The following is a 16,343-nucleotide window of genomic DNA, read 5'->3' as shown; positions in this document are numbered from 1 at the left end:
GCGAGAGCTTACTAACTGGATTACAATTATGTTAAAGAAAATCATCCTACTCAGTCTGCTTATAGGCTGTATACATACAAATTTATGGGCACAAAAAGATCCTGATGCCAAGGCACTGCTGGATCAGATGAGTGAGCGCTATCAGTCCCTAGATGGGCTTAAAGCCACTTTTGAATATTATTATTACAATGACCTGGACGGAGCCAGCCAGCGAAGCACAGGCGAAGTGGCCGTAAATGGCGATCGGTATAAATTGGTTCTACCAGATCAGGAGGTTTATAATGATGGCGAAACGGTTTGGACCTTTATCAAATCCAATAATTACCAAGAGGTTACCGTAAACACGGTCAGTGAAAACACTGACGAACTCACGCCATCAAGTATTTACAACTTGTATAAAAAAGGCTATAATTTTGAGCTGAAAGGTGAGAAAAACCAAAATGGCAAGAACATCCAAGAAATTTTACTCACTGCCGAAAATACCAAAGCGCAATTCCAAAAAATCATTTTGTTTGTGGATAAAGGCAATAAAGATCTTTTGGCGTGGGAAGTATCTGATAGTGACGGAGGGACCTTTAAGTACGAGTTTAACGAAGTGGACACTGATGTCAATTTAGGAAAATCCTTTTTCACTTTTGATCCCAAAAAACATCCCGGTGTGGAAGTCATTGACTTACGCTAGTCCCATGCCATCCCCCTTTATCGGCCAGCATACTTGCTGGCTTTTTTTATGCTTACTTTCTCAGTGATGAGGTCTTGTTATTCGGTCAAGCCGGATCAAGTGAAAAAGTTGGGGCTGTGGAACCATTTTGATGGCACGCTGATGACGCCGATAGAGAAGATATCCGTTGATTTTTTTTTTAATAACAGAGGCTTGACCAAGCCATTACCTTTTGTTGGATGGCATGCAAATAGATTGGATAAAACGAAAAGTTGGAGGTAAATACAATTCAAGTGGTCATCACCTAAAACATAGGGTGAGCAGCTAAGTCGATTGGGGAAGTATCGCCCTATTGTTCCTATTTGGTTAACCCAAGGACATTCCCCTGGAAATATGGTTTGATCCGGTTTCCATATATTCGGTATGTCGCCACAAAGTTGCCAAGACACGAAGTATTTTGTAGGCTGATTCCAAATTTTATGGAAAACAAACAGCTTTGGTCTTAGAATCTTTGTAGCAAAAAAAGCAAGCCACTAAATTATTTGTAAATAAAAGATGCCAATTGCACGACAAATCCCCCTTTGTGCCTTCGGGTCTTTGTGGCAAAAAAATTAAAAAGAAACCATATTAAAATAAGGGGATTAGGGTTGGTTCCGACAGCACGCAGATGGCGCAGATTAATAAGATTTGCGCTGATTTTTTATAATAACCTGAGCTCGAAAAACACCCTTCCTGCGAGGCTTAGAGGGGGATTTATGGAAAGGAATCGTGGCAGCTCTCCACGGTGAGTTGCTACGCCTTTTCCGAACCACACCCCATCCTAAAGGGCTTTCCTTTGGCCGAAGACAGGCCTGTTTGGCACCAGACAGGCTCGCTACGGAATGACATCGAATTTATAGTCGACTCAGGTAAAAAGGTTTCATGCCCCAACTTTTCCGCTTTCCCGGGAAGCCTCAATGACCTGTCCTGGTTTTAGACCAAACCTGCCAGGAGAAGGATGTATTTTACTTTTATTGAAAAATCACTCAATCACGAACGCGGGGTTTCAGATTGGCGGGTTATTTTATACTTTTGCGAAAACCTTCAGAAAAAATGGACAAGAAAACCCTCTTTGGCAATATTCAGAAAAAAGAATCTTTTCTATGTATAGGCTTGGATACGGACTTGGGAAAAATCCCTCAGCACCTCTTGAAAGAAGAAGATCCGGTCTTTGCATTTAACAAAGAGATCATAGACAAAACCGCGGACTTTGCAGTGGCCTATAAGCCCAACATTGCCTTTTATGAAGCCCTGGGTCCCAAGGGCTGGGAAAGTCTCCAAAAAACGCTTGATTATATCCCGAAGGATATCTTTACCATTGCTGACGCCAAAAGAGGGGATATCGGCAATACATCGAAGTTGTATGCCAAAGCATTTTTTGAGCAAATGGAATTTGACTCCATTACTGTCGCGCCATACATGGGAAAGGATAGTGTGAGCCCATTTTTGGAATTTGAGGATAAGTGGGTAATCCTATTGGCGCTAACCTCCAACGAAGGCAGTAAGGACTTCCAGGTACTGGAAACAGAAGGTGGCAAGCCACTATTTCAACAGGTCCTCGAAAAGAGCCAACAGTGGGGAACGGATAATAACCTAATGTATGTCGTAGGGGCTACTCGCGGAGAAAAAATCGCTGAGGTGAGAAGCAACGCTCCCGAACATTTCTTTTTGGTACCCGGAGTCGGTGCCCAGGGAGGAAGCTTAGAGGAAGTGGCCAAATACGGCATGAACAAGAGCTGTGGCCTGTTAGTGAATTCATCCCGGGGAATTATTTACGCTTCCGATGGTAAGGATTTTGGCGATCAGGCCAGGTTAGAGGCTAAGAAACTTCAGAAAGAGATGGCTAAGTACCTGGAGCGGTATTGCCGATAAAGGTGCGGGAAGTAGGATGACCGATCCAAATGGAATGGGGCAGGTATTCGTCTCCCATCCATTTAATAAGGGACCTGAGTTCGACTCATAATTAGTATTATACAACAATTCATCGCGAGCCCTTTAGGCTGTATAGTGCGCTGGAAAAGGCCGCGGCAACTCGCCGCGACGAGCTGCCATAGTTCCTTCCCTCAAACTCCCTTCTTACGCTTAGCAGTGACGATTTTTAAATTGAACTGAGCTTAAGGGTGTTAAATCAGGTTTTTATTACTTAAAACCATCTTTATTTACTATATTATACTTTTTTATACTGATTTTTATACATTATATTTTGTTGTTACACTATCTATTGGCTATATTAATTTCAGAGCTTTTTGATTAATTGGTTGAACGAACAGAAATCATGTATTAAGTGATTCTTAATCGCTTTTAGGCTAAACCTTGTTTTTTTATATAAAGAAAGCCAAAAATGAGATTTATTGAACGGAAGGAAAAACTAGACTATTTACTGGAATTGATTGAAAAAGGAAGGTGTATATCCTTGTCTCAAGTTGCAAACAATTTTGAAGTAAGCCGGAGAACTGTAAAAAGAATGATAGCTGAATTGAGAGACCAAGGATACAAAATTAGCTATTGTAAGGTGTCTATGAGATTTTTTCTTAATGAAAAATAGGAGAGGACAGAATCTGTCCTCCTGATGGTTGAAATTTAGCAAATGAATCGGGGATAGAATGAACTCGAAATAAAAGCCATTCATAATAATTAATCAAAACGCTAGTTCACCATGAAAATAACAAGACTTAGCCGAAGATCACTTGGGCACGATTTGTTAGTAGTACCGTGCTGCTGTTGTACCTGTTGTAACTGTAACACTTGCTGTAGTTGGGGAGACAGTGAAGAATTAGTTTAAAGATAGTTTGTTTCAAGCAGATGGAGTTATCCAATATGGGGTTTGTAATTTAACTTCCATCTATTATCATTTTTTCGGGTTGGAAGCTTTGTATTGGGCATTTGTAGTCCAGCTGACTATTGAGACCAATCCATTTTATTCTGACTTCACCATAGCAATGGCAAGTAATAATAAGCAGGATAAAGTAAGAAATAAATCAAAGAAAAATAATAAGGAACATTTCCAGAAACATCAATATACGCTAAGATGGTACGCCCATTTTATGACATGGACCCTAATTATTGTCTCACTTGTAAAATTTAAAACGTTCATGCTATGATACGATTATTATTTATTTCGCTGCTTTTTATTTCCTGTACGGGAAATACATCCCAATCAGCTCAAGCAGAAGGTCCAAGCTACCAAGAGCAACTAAAATTGGCAAATCCCGACACCTTACTTGTAGGGATACAAGATAAAATATATGATGTATTTGTTCAAAGTGTGGTATCCCAGGACAAAAGTTCACTTGTTCAATTAAGTGATCAATTAACTGAACTCAATAAAACAGAGGGACAACCGATAATCACCTATTGGCGGGCTTATTTACAGTTCTATTTTTCCATATTTTATCTCAAAAATAGCGATAAGGAAAATGCAGAAAAGGAAATCGATAAGGGAATAGAATTGTTGGAAGAGTTGAAGAAAAGAAACTCGGAAGACAATGCACTTCTTGCCATGCTACAGGGCTTCGGTATTCAATTCAAGGGATTAAAGGCAATGGTTATTTCGATGGACATCAAAAGTAATATAAAGCAGGCAATAGCCCAGGATTCCACCAACCTAAGGGCTTATTACGTGTATGGGAGCAATGATTTCCATACGCCCAAAAAATATGGTGGGGGAAAAAAAGCTGAACAATACCTACTAAAAGCGATTTCTCTTCCTGCCCAAAAAGTAAAAAACCCGTATTTGCCCTCTTGGGGAAAGGAGGAGTCCTATGAACTGCTGATCAAGCTTTATATAAAAGAGGAAAAGTGGGGGCTGGCAAAAAAATATTTTCAGGAAGGGATTTCCAAATTTCCAGAGAGTTATACTATTAACCAGCTTGCTCCAAAACTGGTAGATTAATCGGTGAGGATTTTATTTATCATCATTTTCTTACTATTTATTGAAGATGCTGTTTTTTGTCAATCTGTTATAAATGGAGTGGTAAAAAACACAAGGGGAAAGCCAGTGTTCGCCGCTAATATTTTTTCGCAATCAGCTCCAGAAAACGGTGTAACTACTGATTTTGACGGAAAATTCAGCTTGGATATCGGTAATAGCAATGATACATTGGTAGTATCTTTCATTGGTTATGAAACCAAAAAAATCTTGCTTTCTTCCATTGACAAGCTTAAGGAGCTAACGGTCGTGCTGAGGGGAACCGATCTGACATTAGAGGAAATCATAATTACAACAAAGGATCCTATATCCGAGCAATTTTCGGTGGTACGCATGGAGAAAATGGACATATACTTCAATCCAATGGCCCAGGGAGACCCCTTAAAAGCCATTACCGCTTTGCCTGCTTCAACCACTGTCGATGAAACAGCCAACCCTTCACTGAGAGGAAGTTCTCCGGACAGGTCAAGGGTGATGTTAAATGGTGTACCTATCTATAATCCTGTAAGGTCCAGCCAACTGAATAACCAGGGTTTCTTTAGTTTATTCAATCCCGAAATGATAGATAAACAATATGTCTATGCCAGCAATCCCCCGTTGACCTATGGCAACACGAGTGCCGGGTTAGTTGAGATTCAGACGTTAAAAAACTTGATGGGTAATCAATTACAGCTTTCCGCCAGTTTGGCAAGTACTGGCTTTATGCTATCACAAAATATCAAAAAAAATATTTCCTTTGTTCAGGCTTATGGCAATTACCAGTTTTCGGATGCTTTTGTGGGTATCCAAAAGGAAAAGCTGCCCTATGTGAATAATTTTTATACTAAAGACGCGGGAATCAATTTCCATCAAAGACTTGGGAAAAAAGTCGATTTGAATTCTTACAATTATTTTATCGATGAACAGTTTGACGGTTATGGTGAGCAGTTTACCTTTAAAGGAAAGAACGCTACAAATAGCAGGAGATTTTTTACGGTCAATAATCTAAGACTTTATTCAAAAAGAGCTGTGTTCAGTTTAAATATTGGAGCGGACAATGCTTCTCAGCACTTTCGTTTTGGCAATATTAATTCCAGGCAAAAGCGTCGTCAATTATTTACGTCGATGAGCTATGAACGGGAGATATGGGAAAGGCTAAATCTACACTTGGGGATTTCGCATGACTTTAGACGAAATAGCTTTCGAGATGATCAGCCGTTATATTATTATGCGTTATCGCCTGATTCGCCCAGCCAGTTTTCAGGAACTTCTACCAGTAATCATTTACTGGAGGGCTTCTGGTATGCAAAATGGGATATTAACGACAAGTGGTTGCTTTCATCAGGTATGCGTAAGAATCTGCCTGTCAAAAACCAAAAAGATTACCTAAGTTGCCAATTAAGCTTAAGGTACCAAGAAAATCAAAAACACACCTTTTTGCTGAGCGGAGGTAGATATCACAGTTATTCTCAACCGAGCTATTATACTAAAACATATCGGCCCCTGTTCAGTCACCAAGTAGCTTTAGATTATTCATATGAACTGGAGGGTACCAAGGTAAAAGCTGCTATTTATTTTAAAGATGAAACAGGTGAACAGCCTGTTAATATTAATTTTTCTACTGATAGGTTGACTACTTTTGGGTTGGAGTTTTTCTGCGAACATAGCATTCAAAAGCATCTCAGTTTTTTTATTTCCAACGCTCTTATAGATCAAAAAATAAAGATTGGAAAGGAGTCTTACCATGGGCCTAAAGACCTGAATTACCTGATAAAAGCCGCATTGAAGTATAATAACCCTGACCTATTTTCCATGTCATTAATATATAATAAACGTCCAGGCACCTACTATACTGAAGTAGCAGGTGCCACACTCGATAACCAGTCAGGCTTCTATAGACCAATGTTTTCAGTTGATCTATTCAATGAGCAATATGGGAGCTATGGTCGTCTCGATATTGGTGTGAGTAAGTACATGTCCTTGGGCAAAAACGCTTTGATCGCATTTGCTTCACTGAACAATGTTTTTAATACTCGTAACGAAAGAACAGCACAGTATAACCAGAATTATTCGATCAAGCACTTTGATTATTACCAGCTTAGGACAGTCTATATCGGTTTAATATGGCAATTAAATTATTAATTGGTAAGAGGATCTTACACAAAAACTCCAGGCGGAAATGGCAAAGTTGCTTGACAGATATAACCAGTGAAGATGCGGGAAGTAGGATGGCAGGCTGATAAGACTGAAGAGGGGATAGAATAGTGAAACAAAATCAACACAAAACATAGTTTTACTACTATTTATCGCCAGTTATAATCGGTAAAAACCTAAACTATTGGTTTCCTAGAGGATATTTTTCTGTTTATCAGATTTTCCGCTAAATTCCAGAACATGGGAAATGGTTTAGTTTTAGAATTTCAAATTCAAGATGACTTTTTATCATGAGTTTTAAGGAGGATTTCATCCATGCTTTGTGGAAGTACCAATATTTTGACAAACGGGGACTGACGACGGTCGCTGATTCGGAGTTGGAAATCAAGAAAATTGGTTTTCAAAATTTCCATGAAGGACCGGACTTTTCAGAGGCGCATATCGTCATTGACAAAATAGATCTTTTTGGTAATATTGAGGTTCATATCCGTTCCTCTGATTGGAATGCCCATGGTCATGAAGAGGATATAAATTATGACTCGGTCATCCTGCACGTCGTTTGGGAGCATGATCAGGAAGTGCGCAGAAAGGATGGCACCACTATTCCCACCTTAGCGCTAAAAGGCAAAGTGTTCCTGGATGTACTTAGAAACTACCAACGATTGATAAATACGCGCAAACAATTGCTTTGCAGCGATTTTTTGGATCATGTAAAGCCCATCATCAAGTTTTCTATGCTCGAACGAGCACTGGTAGAACGGTTACACCTCAAATCATCGCTCATCCATAAAGAAGTGGCAGCCACCGCCGGTGACTGGGAAGAAGTGGCCTACAGATGGCTTTTCTATTGCTTCGGATTTAAAGTGAACAGCACGCCCATGCTCAAACTGGCACGTGCCATGCCCTATCGATTGCTTAAAAAACATGCCGACCAACCATTGATACAGGAAGCCTTACTGCTAGGCCAAGCAGGCTTTTGCTATCAATCTGAAGCGGATGATTATACCATTTTTTTAAAGAAGGAATATGAATTTTACCGAAAAAAGTATCAGCTACAGGAAGCTGTTTATCCTTCTGAATGGCGATTTATGCGGGTAAGGCCGAGTAATTACCCCTCGGTCCGTATTGGCCAACTTGCAGCAGTACTTTCCAAAAGCCCAGGTCTATTTTCCTTTCTGACAAAAAAAATTCATTCCATAAAAGATTTAATGGTGTTTTTTCATGCAAAACCAAACACTTACTGGGAACATCATTATCAACTGAGCAAACCTGGTCTAAAACGCCAAAATAGATTGCTAAGCAATCAGACCATTTATCTGCTGGGGATCAATTTCATTGTGCCACTTTGGTATGCTTATGGCCAATTTGTAGATGAGGCGCCTTGGCGGGAACGGTGTTTTGACTTTTTACAAGAAATCCCGGCAGAGCAAAACCGGATAATCGCATCCTTTGAAAAGGAAGATTGGTCACCGGAAAATGCTTTTGATACGCAAGGAATGATCGGCATCCACCATGGTTATTGCCATCCAAAAAAATGCCTGGATTGTAAAATTGGGCAAAACGTCTTGAGACCAGCAAAATGATGTTTTGGTTCCAACAGGAATTTGCTGTAATTTTGCGGACTAAACGACTGAAAGCATGGAAAAACCAGTAATTATATTAGGTGCTAAAGGCATCGCCCAGCCAGCCTTGGAAATATTCAACAGCAATGAGGTTACGGTCTATGGCTTTTTGGATGAGGACGAAAGCCTGCACGGTACGGAGATAAACGTCGTTCCCGTATTGGGAAACCCGGAAGATGATGGCTATTTGAAGCTAATCGGTAAAAAATCCGAGGCTTTTGTGGCAGTGGATGATAATCAGTATCGGCAATTTCTGGTAAAATTGCTCAATGAAAGAAGAAAGACCCAGCCCATAAATGCAATTCATAAAACGGCTTATATTTCCACTGATGCGGTTATTGGTCATGGAAACTTCATTAATGCCGGGGTAAATATTGGGACAGGTGCCGAAATAGGCAGTCACGGGATATTCCATACCGCTGCTACCATTGACCACGGTGCCAAGCTGGGCGATTTTGTACAGGTAGGGGCAGGCGCTGTGATCAACTCTGGGGTGACCATCGAGAAGGGAGCCTTTATCGGTTCTGGTGTGACGGTGGTAGCCGGTGTGAAAATCGGAAAGGACGCGCGTGTAGGAGCTGGCTCAGTAGTGGTGGCCGACGTGGAGGAAGAAACTACAGTTTTTGGTAATCCTGCCGTGGCAATGAAGAATTAAGGATGGGCAATAAATGGTACTATCAGCGGTGGATTCCTAGCGAAGAACCGTGGACAAATAACCATATATTTTAGTAACTTAATAACTTAAACTTGTACCAAAACACCCTGTCGGAAACAGGGCTTTAGTTATGGAAAATTTAGATTATAGCGTTTTACTGTATTACTGCTACGCCGAGATCAAGGATCCTGAGGCATACAGAGAAGAACATCATTTATTCTGTGTAGAAAACAATATCCGGGGACGAATCATCATCTCATCTGAAGGCCTGAACGGCACAGTTTCCGGTCTGAAGGAAGATTGTGACAAGTACATGGAATATGTAAAATCAGATCCACGATTTGCAAAAACGGAATTTAAAGTGGATCATTTTGACAAGCATGCATTTGCAAAAATCCATGTAAGGGTAAAACCTGAAATAGTTCATTCCAGCCTTCGTCACATCGACCCAAACTTACGAGCAGGTAAACACCTCGAACCTGCTGAATTCAGGGCATTGAAGGATCAGGATGATGTGGTCATCCTGGATGTAAGGTCAAATTACGAACATGAACTTGGTCACTTTAAAAATGCAGTAAGACTGGACATCGACAATTTCAGGGACTTTCCCGAAAAAGTGAAAGCGCTTGAGCATCTCAAAAACAAAAAGGTGCTCACCTACTGCACTGGCGGAATCAAATGTGAAAAGGCGTCTGCATATCTGCTTGAGCAGGGATTCGAAGATGTATATCAACTGCACGGGGGAATCATCAAATATGGCATGGAAGCAGATGGAGCAGATTTTGAAGGAAAATGCTATGTATTTGACAATAGGGTCGCCGTAGATGTAAACAAGGTCAATCCCAAAGTGATTTCCAAGTGCCATTGTTGTGGGACGATATCTGATCGCATGGTCAACTGTGCCAATCCGGAATGCAACATCCACGTGCCTATCTGTGAGGAATGTGGCTGGAAATATGAAGGAGCTTGCTCCGACGAATGCAAGGAGCATCCCGAAAAACGTCCGTACGACGGCACAGGCTACTATCAAAAAAACACCAATGGTTACAATCCCTACAAAGGATTGCATAGAAAGCCGGAAAAAATATAACCAATCAACGATGGCTAAGGTAATTCCAGCATCTGAACTTATCATTAATCCTGATGGAAGCATCTATCATTTAAACTTGAAGCCAGAATTTCTGGCTTCAAGTATTATTACCGTGGGTGATCCCGAGCGTGTAGGCATGATTTCGCAATACTTTGACCAGATAGAGGTGAAAGTCGCCAAGCGGGAGTTTGTAACTCACACGGGTACTTACAAGGGAAAGCGACTCTCCGTGATGAGTACAGGAATGGGCACTGATAATATTGAAATTTTTATGACTGAGCTGGATGCATTAGTCAATATCGATCTACAGACACGAAAGATCAAGCCCAAACATACTACCCTCCGGATTGTACGGGTAGGCACTTCAGGAAGCATGCGTAAAGAGATTCCCGCAGGGGCACTGGTTGCTTCTAACTTTGCCGTGGGCTTGGATACCTTAATGCAATATTATACAGCGGACTACAGCCAAAAAGAACTGGCCATAGGGGATGCTGTTCAGCAATCACTACAGTTAGGTTTTCGTCCCTACTGTTTTGAAGGCTCCAAGAGCCTGCTTAATAGATTATGTACAAACGAAGTGGTTATGGGAAATACCGCTACTTGCCCAGGATTTTTTGGCCCACAAGGTAGAGAAGTGAGACTTAAGCCTGCTTTACCGGACATTATCGAACGACTGGCAGCTATTGATGTAGATGGCTTTCAACTTACCAACTTCGAGATGGAAACCGCGGGGTATTATGCCATGGGAAAAATGCTTGGTCACGAGGTTCTCAGCCTTAATGCCATTGTAGCCAATCGTATTACGCACGAGTTCGTAGATGATCCAGCTGCGGTAGTGAACCGCTTGATCCGCCATACCTTGGAGGGTATTTAATAGTCACATTTCTGGCCTATCCCCCTAAACTAATGGCCACTAAACCGGGTTTTTGGCATGCCTTACGATAAACTCAGCATCTCTCTGGCTACCATATATAAGGTGAGAGCTTCTGCTGCGCTGAAAGGGTATACCCAAAAAGTACAGCCCGGCAATCTTAGAAATACCATGCTGCTTTCTTAACGTATCCATGTCATTTTCAAAACCCTCGATATTTACAAAGCTGTAATCAGGGAGAAATCCTGTGGCAAAAAGCACAAATTCAAATTGCTCGGTTTTTTGATTAGAGAAAGTAACCTGATTACTTCCCGCTCCGATCACCTCCGGCTGTCTTTTAGCTTTTCTAATGCTCTTTTTAAGTTCATCAAAAAGGTAAACAGGTTCGGACTTATTGATTTTCTTTACTTTGGGAGCCTTTTCCAAGCGATTAAATTTATCTCCCCACCAAAGGATATTTTTACCCAACACGGTCAAAGACCTTAATTTGGGCTTCCGTAGCGTAGACCAGTGAATATCAAAATAACTGGTAAGATCAGCAATAATCTGAGCAGCCGAATTCCCCCCTCCTACGACCAGCACCTTTTTGCCTTTTACAGAGATAGGTGTTCGGTATTGGCTACTATGGATATAAGGGATATTCAACTTTTCAGCCCACTCAGGGATAAATGGCTTTTGGCACAGACCATTGGCAACGATCACTTTTTTGGCCTTTATTTCCTCAAAGGTTGTCTTAATAAAAAACGTTTCTCCCGTCTTGGTGATTTCGGCGACCCTGTTTTTGGTATGAATAGGGAGGTTAAAATGGCTAGCGTAACGTGAAAAGTAATCAGCAAGTTGATTTTTTGTAGGTCGGACATTTGGGGGGAGAGCCATTTTTAAATCCGGTAACTGACAGTATGCAGCAGGGGTAAACAACTTAAGCGATTCATAACGATTTCGCCAAGAATCCCCCACCTCAAGGTGCTGATCCAAAATAATGAAATCCTTATTGGCCTTTTGCAAATACCTGCCCGCTGACAGGCCACACTGGCCAGCTCCAATGATTACATACTCAATTTCTTTCATCCTAATTCATAATATCATCCAACTCGCTCAGTTCAAGCCATCTGAATTCAAGTTCTTCAAGTTTCTCATCAATACGTTGGATCGTAGTAGACCATTCCAAAAGGGCCTCATGATCTTCGGCACCTTGATTGATTTTACTGATGAGGCTTTCTTTCTCTTCCTCAAGGTGACTGATTTTTTGCTGCACTTCTTTGAACTCTTGCTTTTGCATAAAAGAGGCTTTACTGACCCTTTTGGTAGGTTCAGGGGGCTTTTGCTGGAGGGGTTTTTGTTCCTTGGCCGCTTGCTTTTCAGCAATAGCCTTGGCCTCCTCTTCCTTCTCCCACTCCCTTAGATCAGTATAATTGCCCGGAAAATCCTTAATCCTGCCTTCACCTTTAAACACAAAGATGTGATCCACCAAACGATCCATAAAGTACCGATCATGTGAAACAATAATCATGCAACCTGGGAAATTTTCCAAAAATTCTTCCAAAGTATTTAAAGTAACAATATCTAGATCATTGGTTGGTTCATCAAGAATCAAAAAGTTTGGCGTCTTGATCAAGACCATCAAGAGCTGTAACCTCCTTTTTTCACCTCCTGAGAGCTTGGATATTGGGGTATGTTGTTGCTTAGGTGGAAAACCAAACTGATTGAGGAATTGCGATGCCGTAATTGTGCTGCCATTGGACAGTGTGACCACTTCTGCTACTTCCTTCACCAAATCAATAAGTCGCTTGCTTTCATCAAATGATCCCTCCTCTTGCCTGTAATAGCCAAAAGCAGTGGTCTGGCCAATGGTTACATCCCCTTTATCAGGGGCAAGGGCGCCTGTAAGAAGATTTAAGAATGTGGTTTTACCTGCACCGTTTGGCCCCACAATCCCAATTTTATCGCCTTTTTTAAAGGTATATGAAAAATCAGTGACAATCTCTTTATCCCCATAGTGCTTGAAGAGTTTATCGATTTCAACAATTTTACCGCCAAGTCTCTTAGCCGACACCTGAAGGGCCACTTCCCGTTCCTCCTTTCGTTGGAATGCTTTTTCTTTAGTTGCTTCAAAAGCATCAACTCGGTATTTGGCTTTGGTGCCTCTGGCCTTAGGCTGTCTGCGAATCCATTCGAGTTCTTTTTTATAGAGGCTCTTCGCCTTTTCCTGCTCGGTCGCTTCGATTTCCCTTCTTTCTGCTTTTTTATCCAAGAAATAACTGTAGTTACCACTGTACCTGAAAATTTTCCCAGCATCCAGCTCCAATATTTCATTGGTAACTTTTTCTAGGAAATAACGGTCGTGTGTAACCATAAAAAGCGACAGATTAGCCTTGGAAAGATACTCTTCCAACCATTCAATCGTTTTTAGATCCAAGTGATTGGTAGGTTCATCCAGCAATAGTAAATCTGGCTTTTCCAAAATAGCCTTGGCCAATGCCACCCGCTTCCGTTGGCCTCCAGAGAGATTACCAACTGGAAGATCGGTGTCATGAAGTCCAAGTTTTCCCAGTATTTCTTTTATTTGATATTCGAAGTCCCAGGCTTGTAGCCTGTCCATTTTTTCCATGATGGCATTAAGCTCATCAGCATTATCCTTGCCCGACTGAGCTATTAGCATCGCTTTTTGATATTGCTCAATCGCCTTTATCGGCTCACTTGATGAGTCTGAAAACAAGGTTTGATAAATGGACAAGTTTGCTTCAAAAACGGGATTCTGATGCACATAGGCTGTCTTTATGCCATGATTCATGGCCACATCTCCCTCGTCGGGAATTTCCAGTCCCATGATTATCTTCATTAAGGTGGATTTTCCGGCACCGTTAATACCTACTAAAGCAATTTTTTGCCCTTGATCTATTCCAAAAGAAATCTGGTGGAAAAGCGGCTTGTCTCCAAAGCTTTTGGAGAGGTTCTCTACAGAAAGGTAATTCATGTCCAAAAATAAGCAAAAATTGCTCGTTTGAAGCAAATGTCTATTGGGAAATAGTTAAAGCTTCTATTGTTTAATGGCAAGAACAGAAAGGCATACACTGCGGCGATTGTTTGGTAAATGCTTAGAATGGAGAATTAGGTATTCTGGAGCAGGCTGAATAATTACCCTCTTTCGTGAAAACTTATACTAATATAGTAAGATAGCAATAAAGCTGCCTATTTATTCTTGATAAGGGTCTTGACTGCTTGCGTTAATTCTTTGAGCCCAGCCAGGAAATGCGCTTTGGACTTCTCCAGCATAGGGCTTACGGACGCCTTTTTTGAATTATATTCTTCCTCAAACTCTTTCTTCCGTCTATGGAATTCCTTTTCAATAGAAGATTTATCCTTTTTAAGCGCTTCTACTTTACTTTCCACTTCCACTTTAGCATCCCCACTCATTTGAGCGCCTTTGGTGATAAGTTCTTCAATTTTATGCCCGATTTCCTGAAGTAATTTTTCTACTTCGTCAAAAGATGTGTTCTTAGTGGCCATAGTTAAGTCAATTAGGTAAATACAATATCAATATACAAACCACAAGTGGCTTTTAGTAGATTACGCTGAAATAATGCCCATAAATTCACGTTAAAACCCATTTGGAAGAGGCAGGGCATAATGGATCAAGCGGAAAAGTTGTGGGGATTAGGGTTGGTTTCGATAGCACGCAGATGATGCAAATTAATAAGATTTACGCTGATTTTTTTATACCGGAGCACGCATTACTATTGCTAAATTAAAGAGAAATATGCTTACCAAAACCACCTGGAAATCTCTCATCTTCCAGAAATATTGCTTGGTCCTCAAAATATGCTAAAAAGGAGGCAAGCGAAAAAGTTGAGGGCATGAATCCCTTTATTTTAATAGGATTTCCTTTTTGTTTTTTTGCCACAAAGATTCTAAGACCCAAAGCTGTTTGTTTTCCATGAAATTTGGAACCTGCCTACAAAACACTTCGTGTCTTGGCGACTTCGTGGCGACATACCAAATGAATATAAATCTTCTCCCGCCCCCAGAAATATTGATTGATCCGAAAAACATGGATTCCGGTGGTTGGGGATATCCTTCTTTGGAAAGCCGTGTACGGGACACCCAGGTATAAAAAAGAAAAGGCCCTCCGTATATACGGAGGGCCTTGATAAAATCGGGCGGCGACCTACTCTCCCGGGTGTGACCCCAGTACCATCGGCGCGACAGGGCTTAACTTCTCTGTTCGGGATGGGAAGAGGTGGATCCCCTGTGCCGTACCGCCCTAAGCTCTTTATGTGCCCCTCTCTGAAAAGGGACAACGCGTTTCTTTTTTTCCTTTCTGTTCCTTATAAGCCTTTCGACCCTACAAAAGATAATACAACTCCAAACAGGCAAGCTTTCGGGCTATTAGTACTGCTCAGCTATGCCGTCTCCGGCTTTACACCTGCAGCCTATCAACGTCATCGTCTCTGACAACCCTATACGGAAACCTCATCTCGAGGTGGGTTTCGCACTTAGATGCTTTCAGCGCTTATCCCTTCCGGACGTAGCTACCCGGCAGTGCAGTTGGCACCACAACCGGTACACCAGCGGTCCGTCCAACCCGGTCCTCTCGTACTAAGGTCAGATCCTCTCAAGTTTCCCACGCCCGCAACAGATAGGGACCGAACTGTCTCACGACGTTCTGAACCCAGCTCGCGTGCCACTTTAATGGGCGAACAGCCCAACCCTTGGGACCTTCTCCAGCCCCAGGATGTGACGAGCCGACATCGAGGTGCCAAACCTCCCCGTCGATATGAGCTCTTGGGGGAGATCAGCCTGTTATCCCCAGAGTACCTTTTATCCTTTGAGCGACGGCCCTTCCATACGGTACCGCCGGATCACTATACCCGTGTTTCCACCCTGCTCGGCTTGTCGGCCTCACAGTCAAGCTCCCTTATGCTATTGCACTCCACGCACGGTTACCAAGCGTGCTGAGGGAACCTTTGGAAGCCTCCGTTATCCTTTTGGAGGCGACCACCCCAGTCAAACTACCCACCAAGCAATGTCCCCGTCCTTGACGGGTTAGACACCGAACAAACAAAGGGCCGTATTTCAACAGTGGCTCCCCGACGCCTGGCGACGCCGGCTCACAGCCTCCGGCCTATCCTACACATTGTTTGCCCAATGCCAATGCTAAGCTGCAGTAAAGGTTCATGGGGTCTTTCCGTCCCGTTGCGGGTACGCGGCATCTTCACCGCGACTACAATTTCACCGAGCTCATGGCTGAGACAGTGCCCAGATCGTTACACCATTCGTGCAGGTCGGAACTTACCCGACAAGGAATTTCGCTACCTTAGGACCGTTATAGTTACGGCCGCCGTTT

At 42.0% G+C, this 16,343-nt stretch carries 12 protein-coding genes and 2 rRNA genes (1 of these 14 running past the window's edge); 9 read left to right on the top strand and 5 right to left on the bottom strand.

Annotated elements, in window-relative coordinates:
• Positions 1–28: 28 nt before the first annotated feature.
• The 9 genes from FKX85_RS08755 (at position 29) to FKX85_RS08715 (ending at position 11,002) form a co-directional block, all read left to right on the top strand.
• Positions 29–682 (top strand): LolA family protein, encoded by a 654-nt coding sequence (locus FKX85_RS08755; RefSeq protein ID WP_141614368.1) that lies wholly within the window; start codon positions 29–31, stop codon positions 680–682.
• A 1,071-nt stretch (positions 683–1,753) separates the two neighbouring features.
• Positions 1,754–2,572 carry an orotidine-5'-phosphate decarboxylase gene (gene pyrF, locus FKX85_RS08750; protein ID WP_141614367.1) on the top strand — a complete coding sequence of 273 codons (819 nt, stop codon included), beginning with the start codon at positions 1,754–1,756 and terminating at the stop codon, positions 2,570–2,572.
• Positions 2,573–3,041: 469 nt separating this feature from the next.
• The gene (locus FKX85_RS21895) at positions 3,042–3,245 is read left to right on the top strand and encodes an HTH domain-containing protein (protein ID WP_141614366.1); all 204 of its coding nucleotides are present in this window, start codon (positions 3,042–3,044) and stop codon (positions 3,243–3,245) included.
• Between the two features lie 552 nt (positions 3,246–3,797).
• Positions 3,798–4,592, top strand: a complete 795-nt coding sequence (locus FKX85_RS08740; protein WP_141614365.1) for a tetratricopeptide repeat protein — start codon at positions 3,798–3,800, stop codon at positions 4,590–4,592.
• Between the two features lie 78 nt (positions 4,593–4,670).
• Positions 4,671–6,749: a TonB-dependent receptor plug domain-containing protein gene (locus FKX85_RS08735; RefSeq protein ID WP_168196238.1), complete on the top strand. Its 2,079-nt coding sequence runs from the start codon at positions 4,671–4,673 to the stop codon at positions 6,747–6,749.
• Positions 6,750–7,051: 302 nt separating this feature from the next.
• Positions 7,052–8,344: a DUF2851 family protein gene (locus tag FKX85_RS08730; RefSeq protein ID WP_141614363.1), complete on the top strand. Its 1,293-nt coding sequence runs from the start codon at positions 7,052–7,054 to the stop codon at positions 8,342–8,344.
• Between the two features lie 55 nt (positions 8,345–8,399).
• A complete protein-coding gene (locus FKX85_RS08725; protein ID WP_141614362.1) occupies positions 8,400–9,038 on the top strand; it encodes an acetyltransferase in 639 nt (212 codons plus the stop codon).
• A gap of 130 nt (positions 9,039–9,168) precedes the next feature.
• Positions 9,169–10,128 carry an oxygen-dependent tRNA uridine(34) hydroxylase TrhO gene (gene trhO / locus FKX85_RS08720; protein WP_141614361.1) on the top strand — a complete coding sequence of 320 codons (960 nt, stop codon included), beginning with the start codon at positions 9,169–9,171 and terminating at the stop codon, positions 10,126–10,128.
• Positions 10,129–10,138: 10 nt separating this feature from the next.
• Positions 10,139–11,002: a nucleoside phosphorylase gene (locus FKX85_RS08715; protein WP_141614360.1), complete on the top strand. Its 864-nt coding sequence runs from the start codon at positions 10,139–10,141 to the stop codon at positions 11,000–11,002.
• Positions 11,003–11,041: 39 nt separating this feature from the next.
• On the opposite strand, the gene FKX85_RS08710 is transcribed toward FKX85_RS08715, so the two are convergent.
• The 5 genes from FKX85_RS08710 to FKX85_RS08690 all read right to left on the bottom strand — a co-directional run.
• Positions 11,042–12,067 (bottom strand): flavin-containing monooxygenase, encoded by a 1,026-nt coding sequence (locus tag FKX85_RS08710; RefSeq protein WP_141614359.1) that lies wholly within the window; start codon positions 12,065–12,067, stop codon positions 11,042–11,044.
• A gap of 1 nt (position 12,068) precedes the next feature.
• The gene (locus tag FKX85_RS08705) at positions 12,069–13,973 is read right to left on the bottom strand and encodes an ABC-F family ATP-binding cassette domain-containing protein (protein ID WP_141614358.1); all 1,905 of its coding nucleotides are present in this window, start codon (positions 13,971–13,973) and stop codon (positions 12,069–12,071) included.
• Between the two features lie 215 nt (positions 13,974–14,188).
• Positions 14,189–14,506 (bottom strand): hypothetical protein, encoded by a 318-nt coding sequence (locus FKX85_RS08700; protein ID WP_141614357.1) that lies wholly within the window; start codon positions 14,504–14,506, stop codon positions 14,189–14,191.
• Between the two features lie 645 nt (positions 14,507–15,151).
• Positions 15,152–15,263: ribosomal RNA gene (gene rrf, locus FKX85_RS08695) — 5S ribosomal RNA — on the bottom strand.
• Between the two features lie 102 nt (positions 15,264–15,365).
• Positions 15,366–16,343: ribosomal RNA gene (locus tag FKX85_RS08690) — 23S ribosomal RNA — on the bottom strand (it continues 1,906 nt past the right edge of the window).

This window comes from Echinicola soli (genome assembly GCF_006575665.1).
In the GTDB taxonomy this organism is placed as follows: Bacteria; Bacteroidota; Bacteroidia; order Cytophagales; family Cyclobacteriaceae; genus Echinicola; species Echinicola soli.
This window is presented reverse-complemented; position numbering and strand designations above follow the sequence as displayed.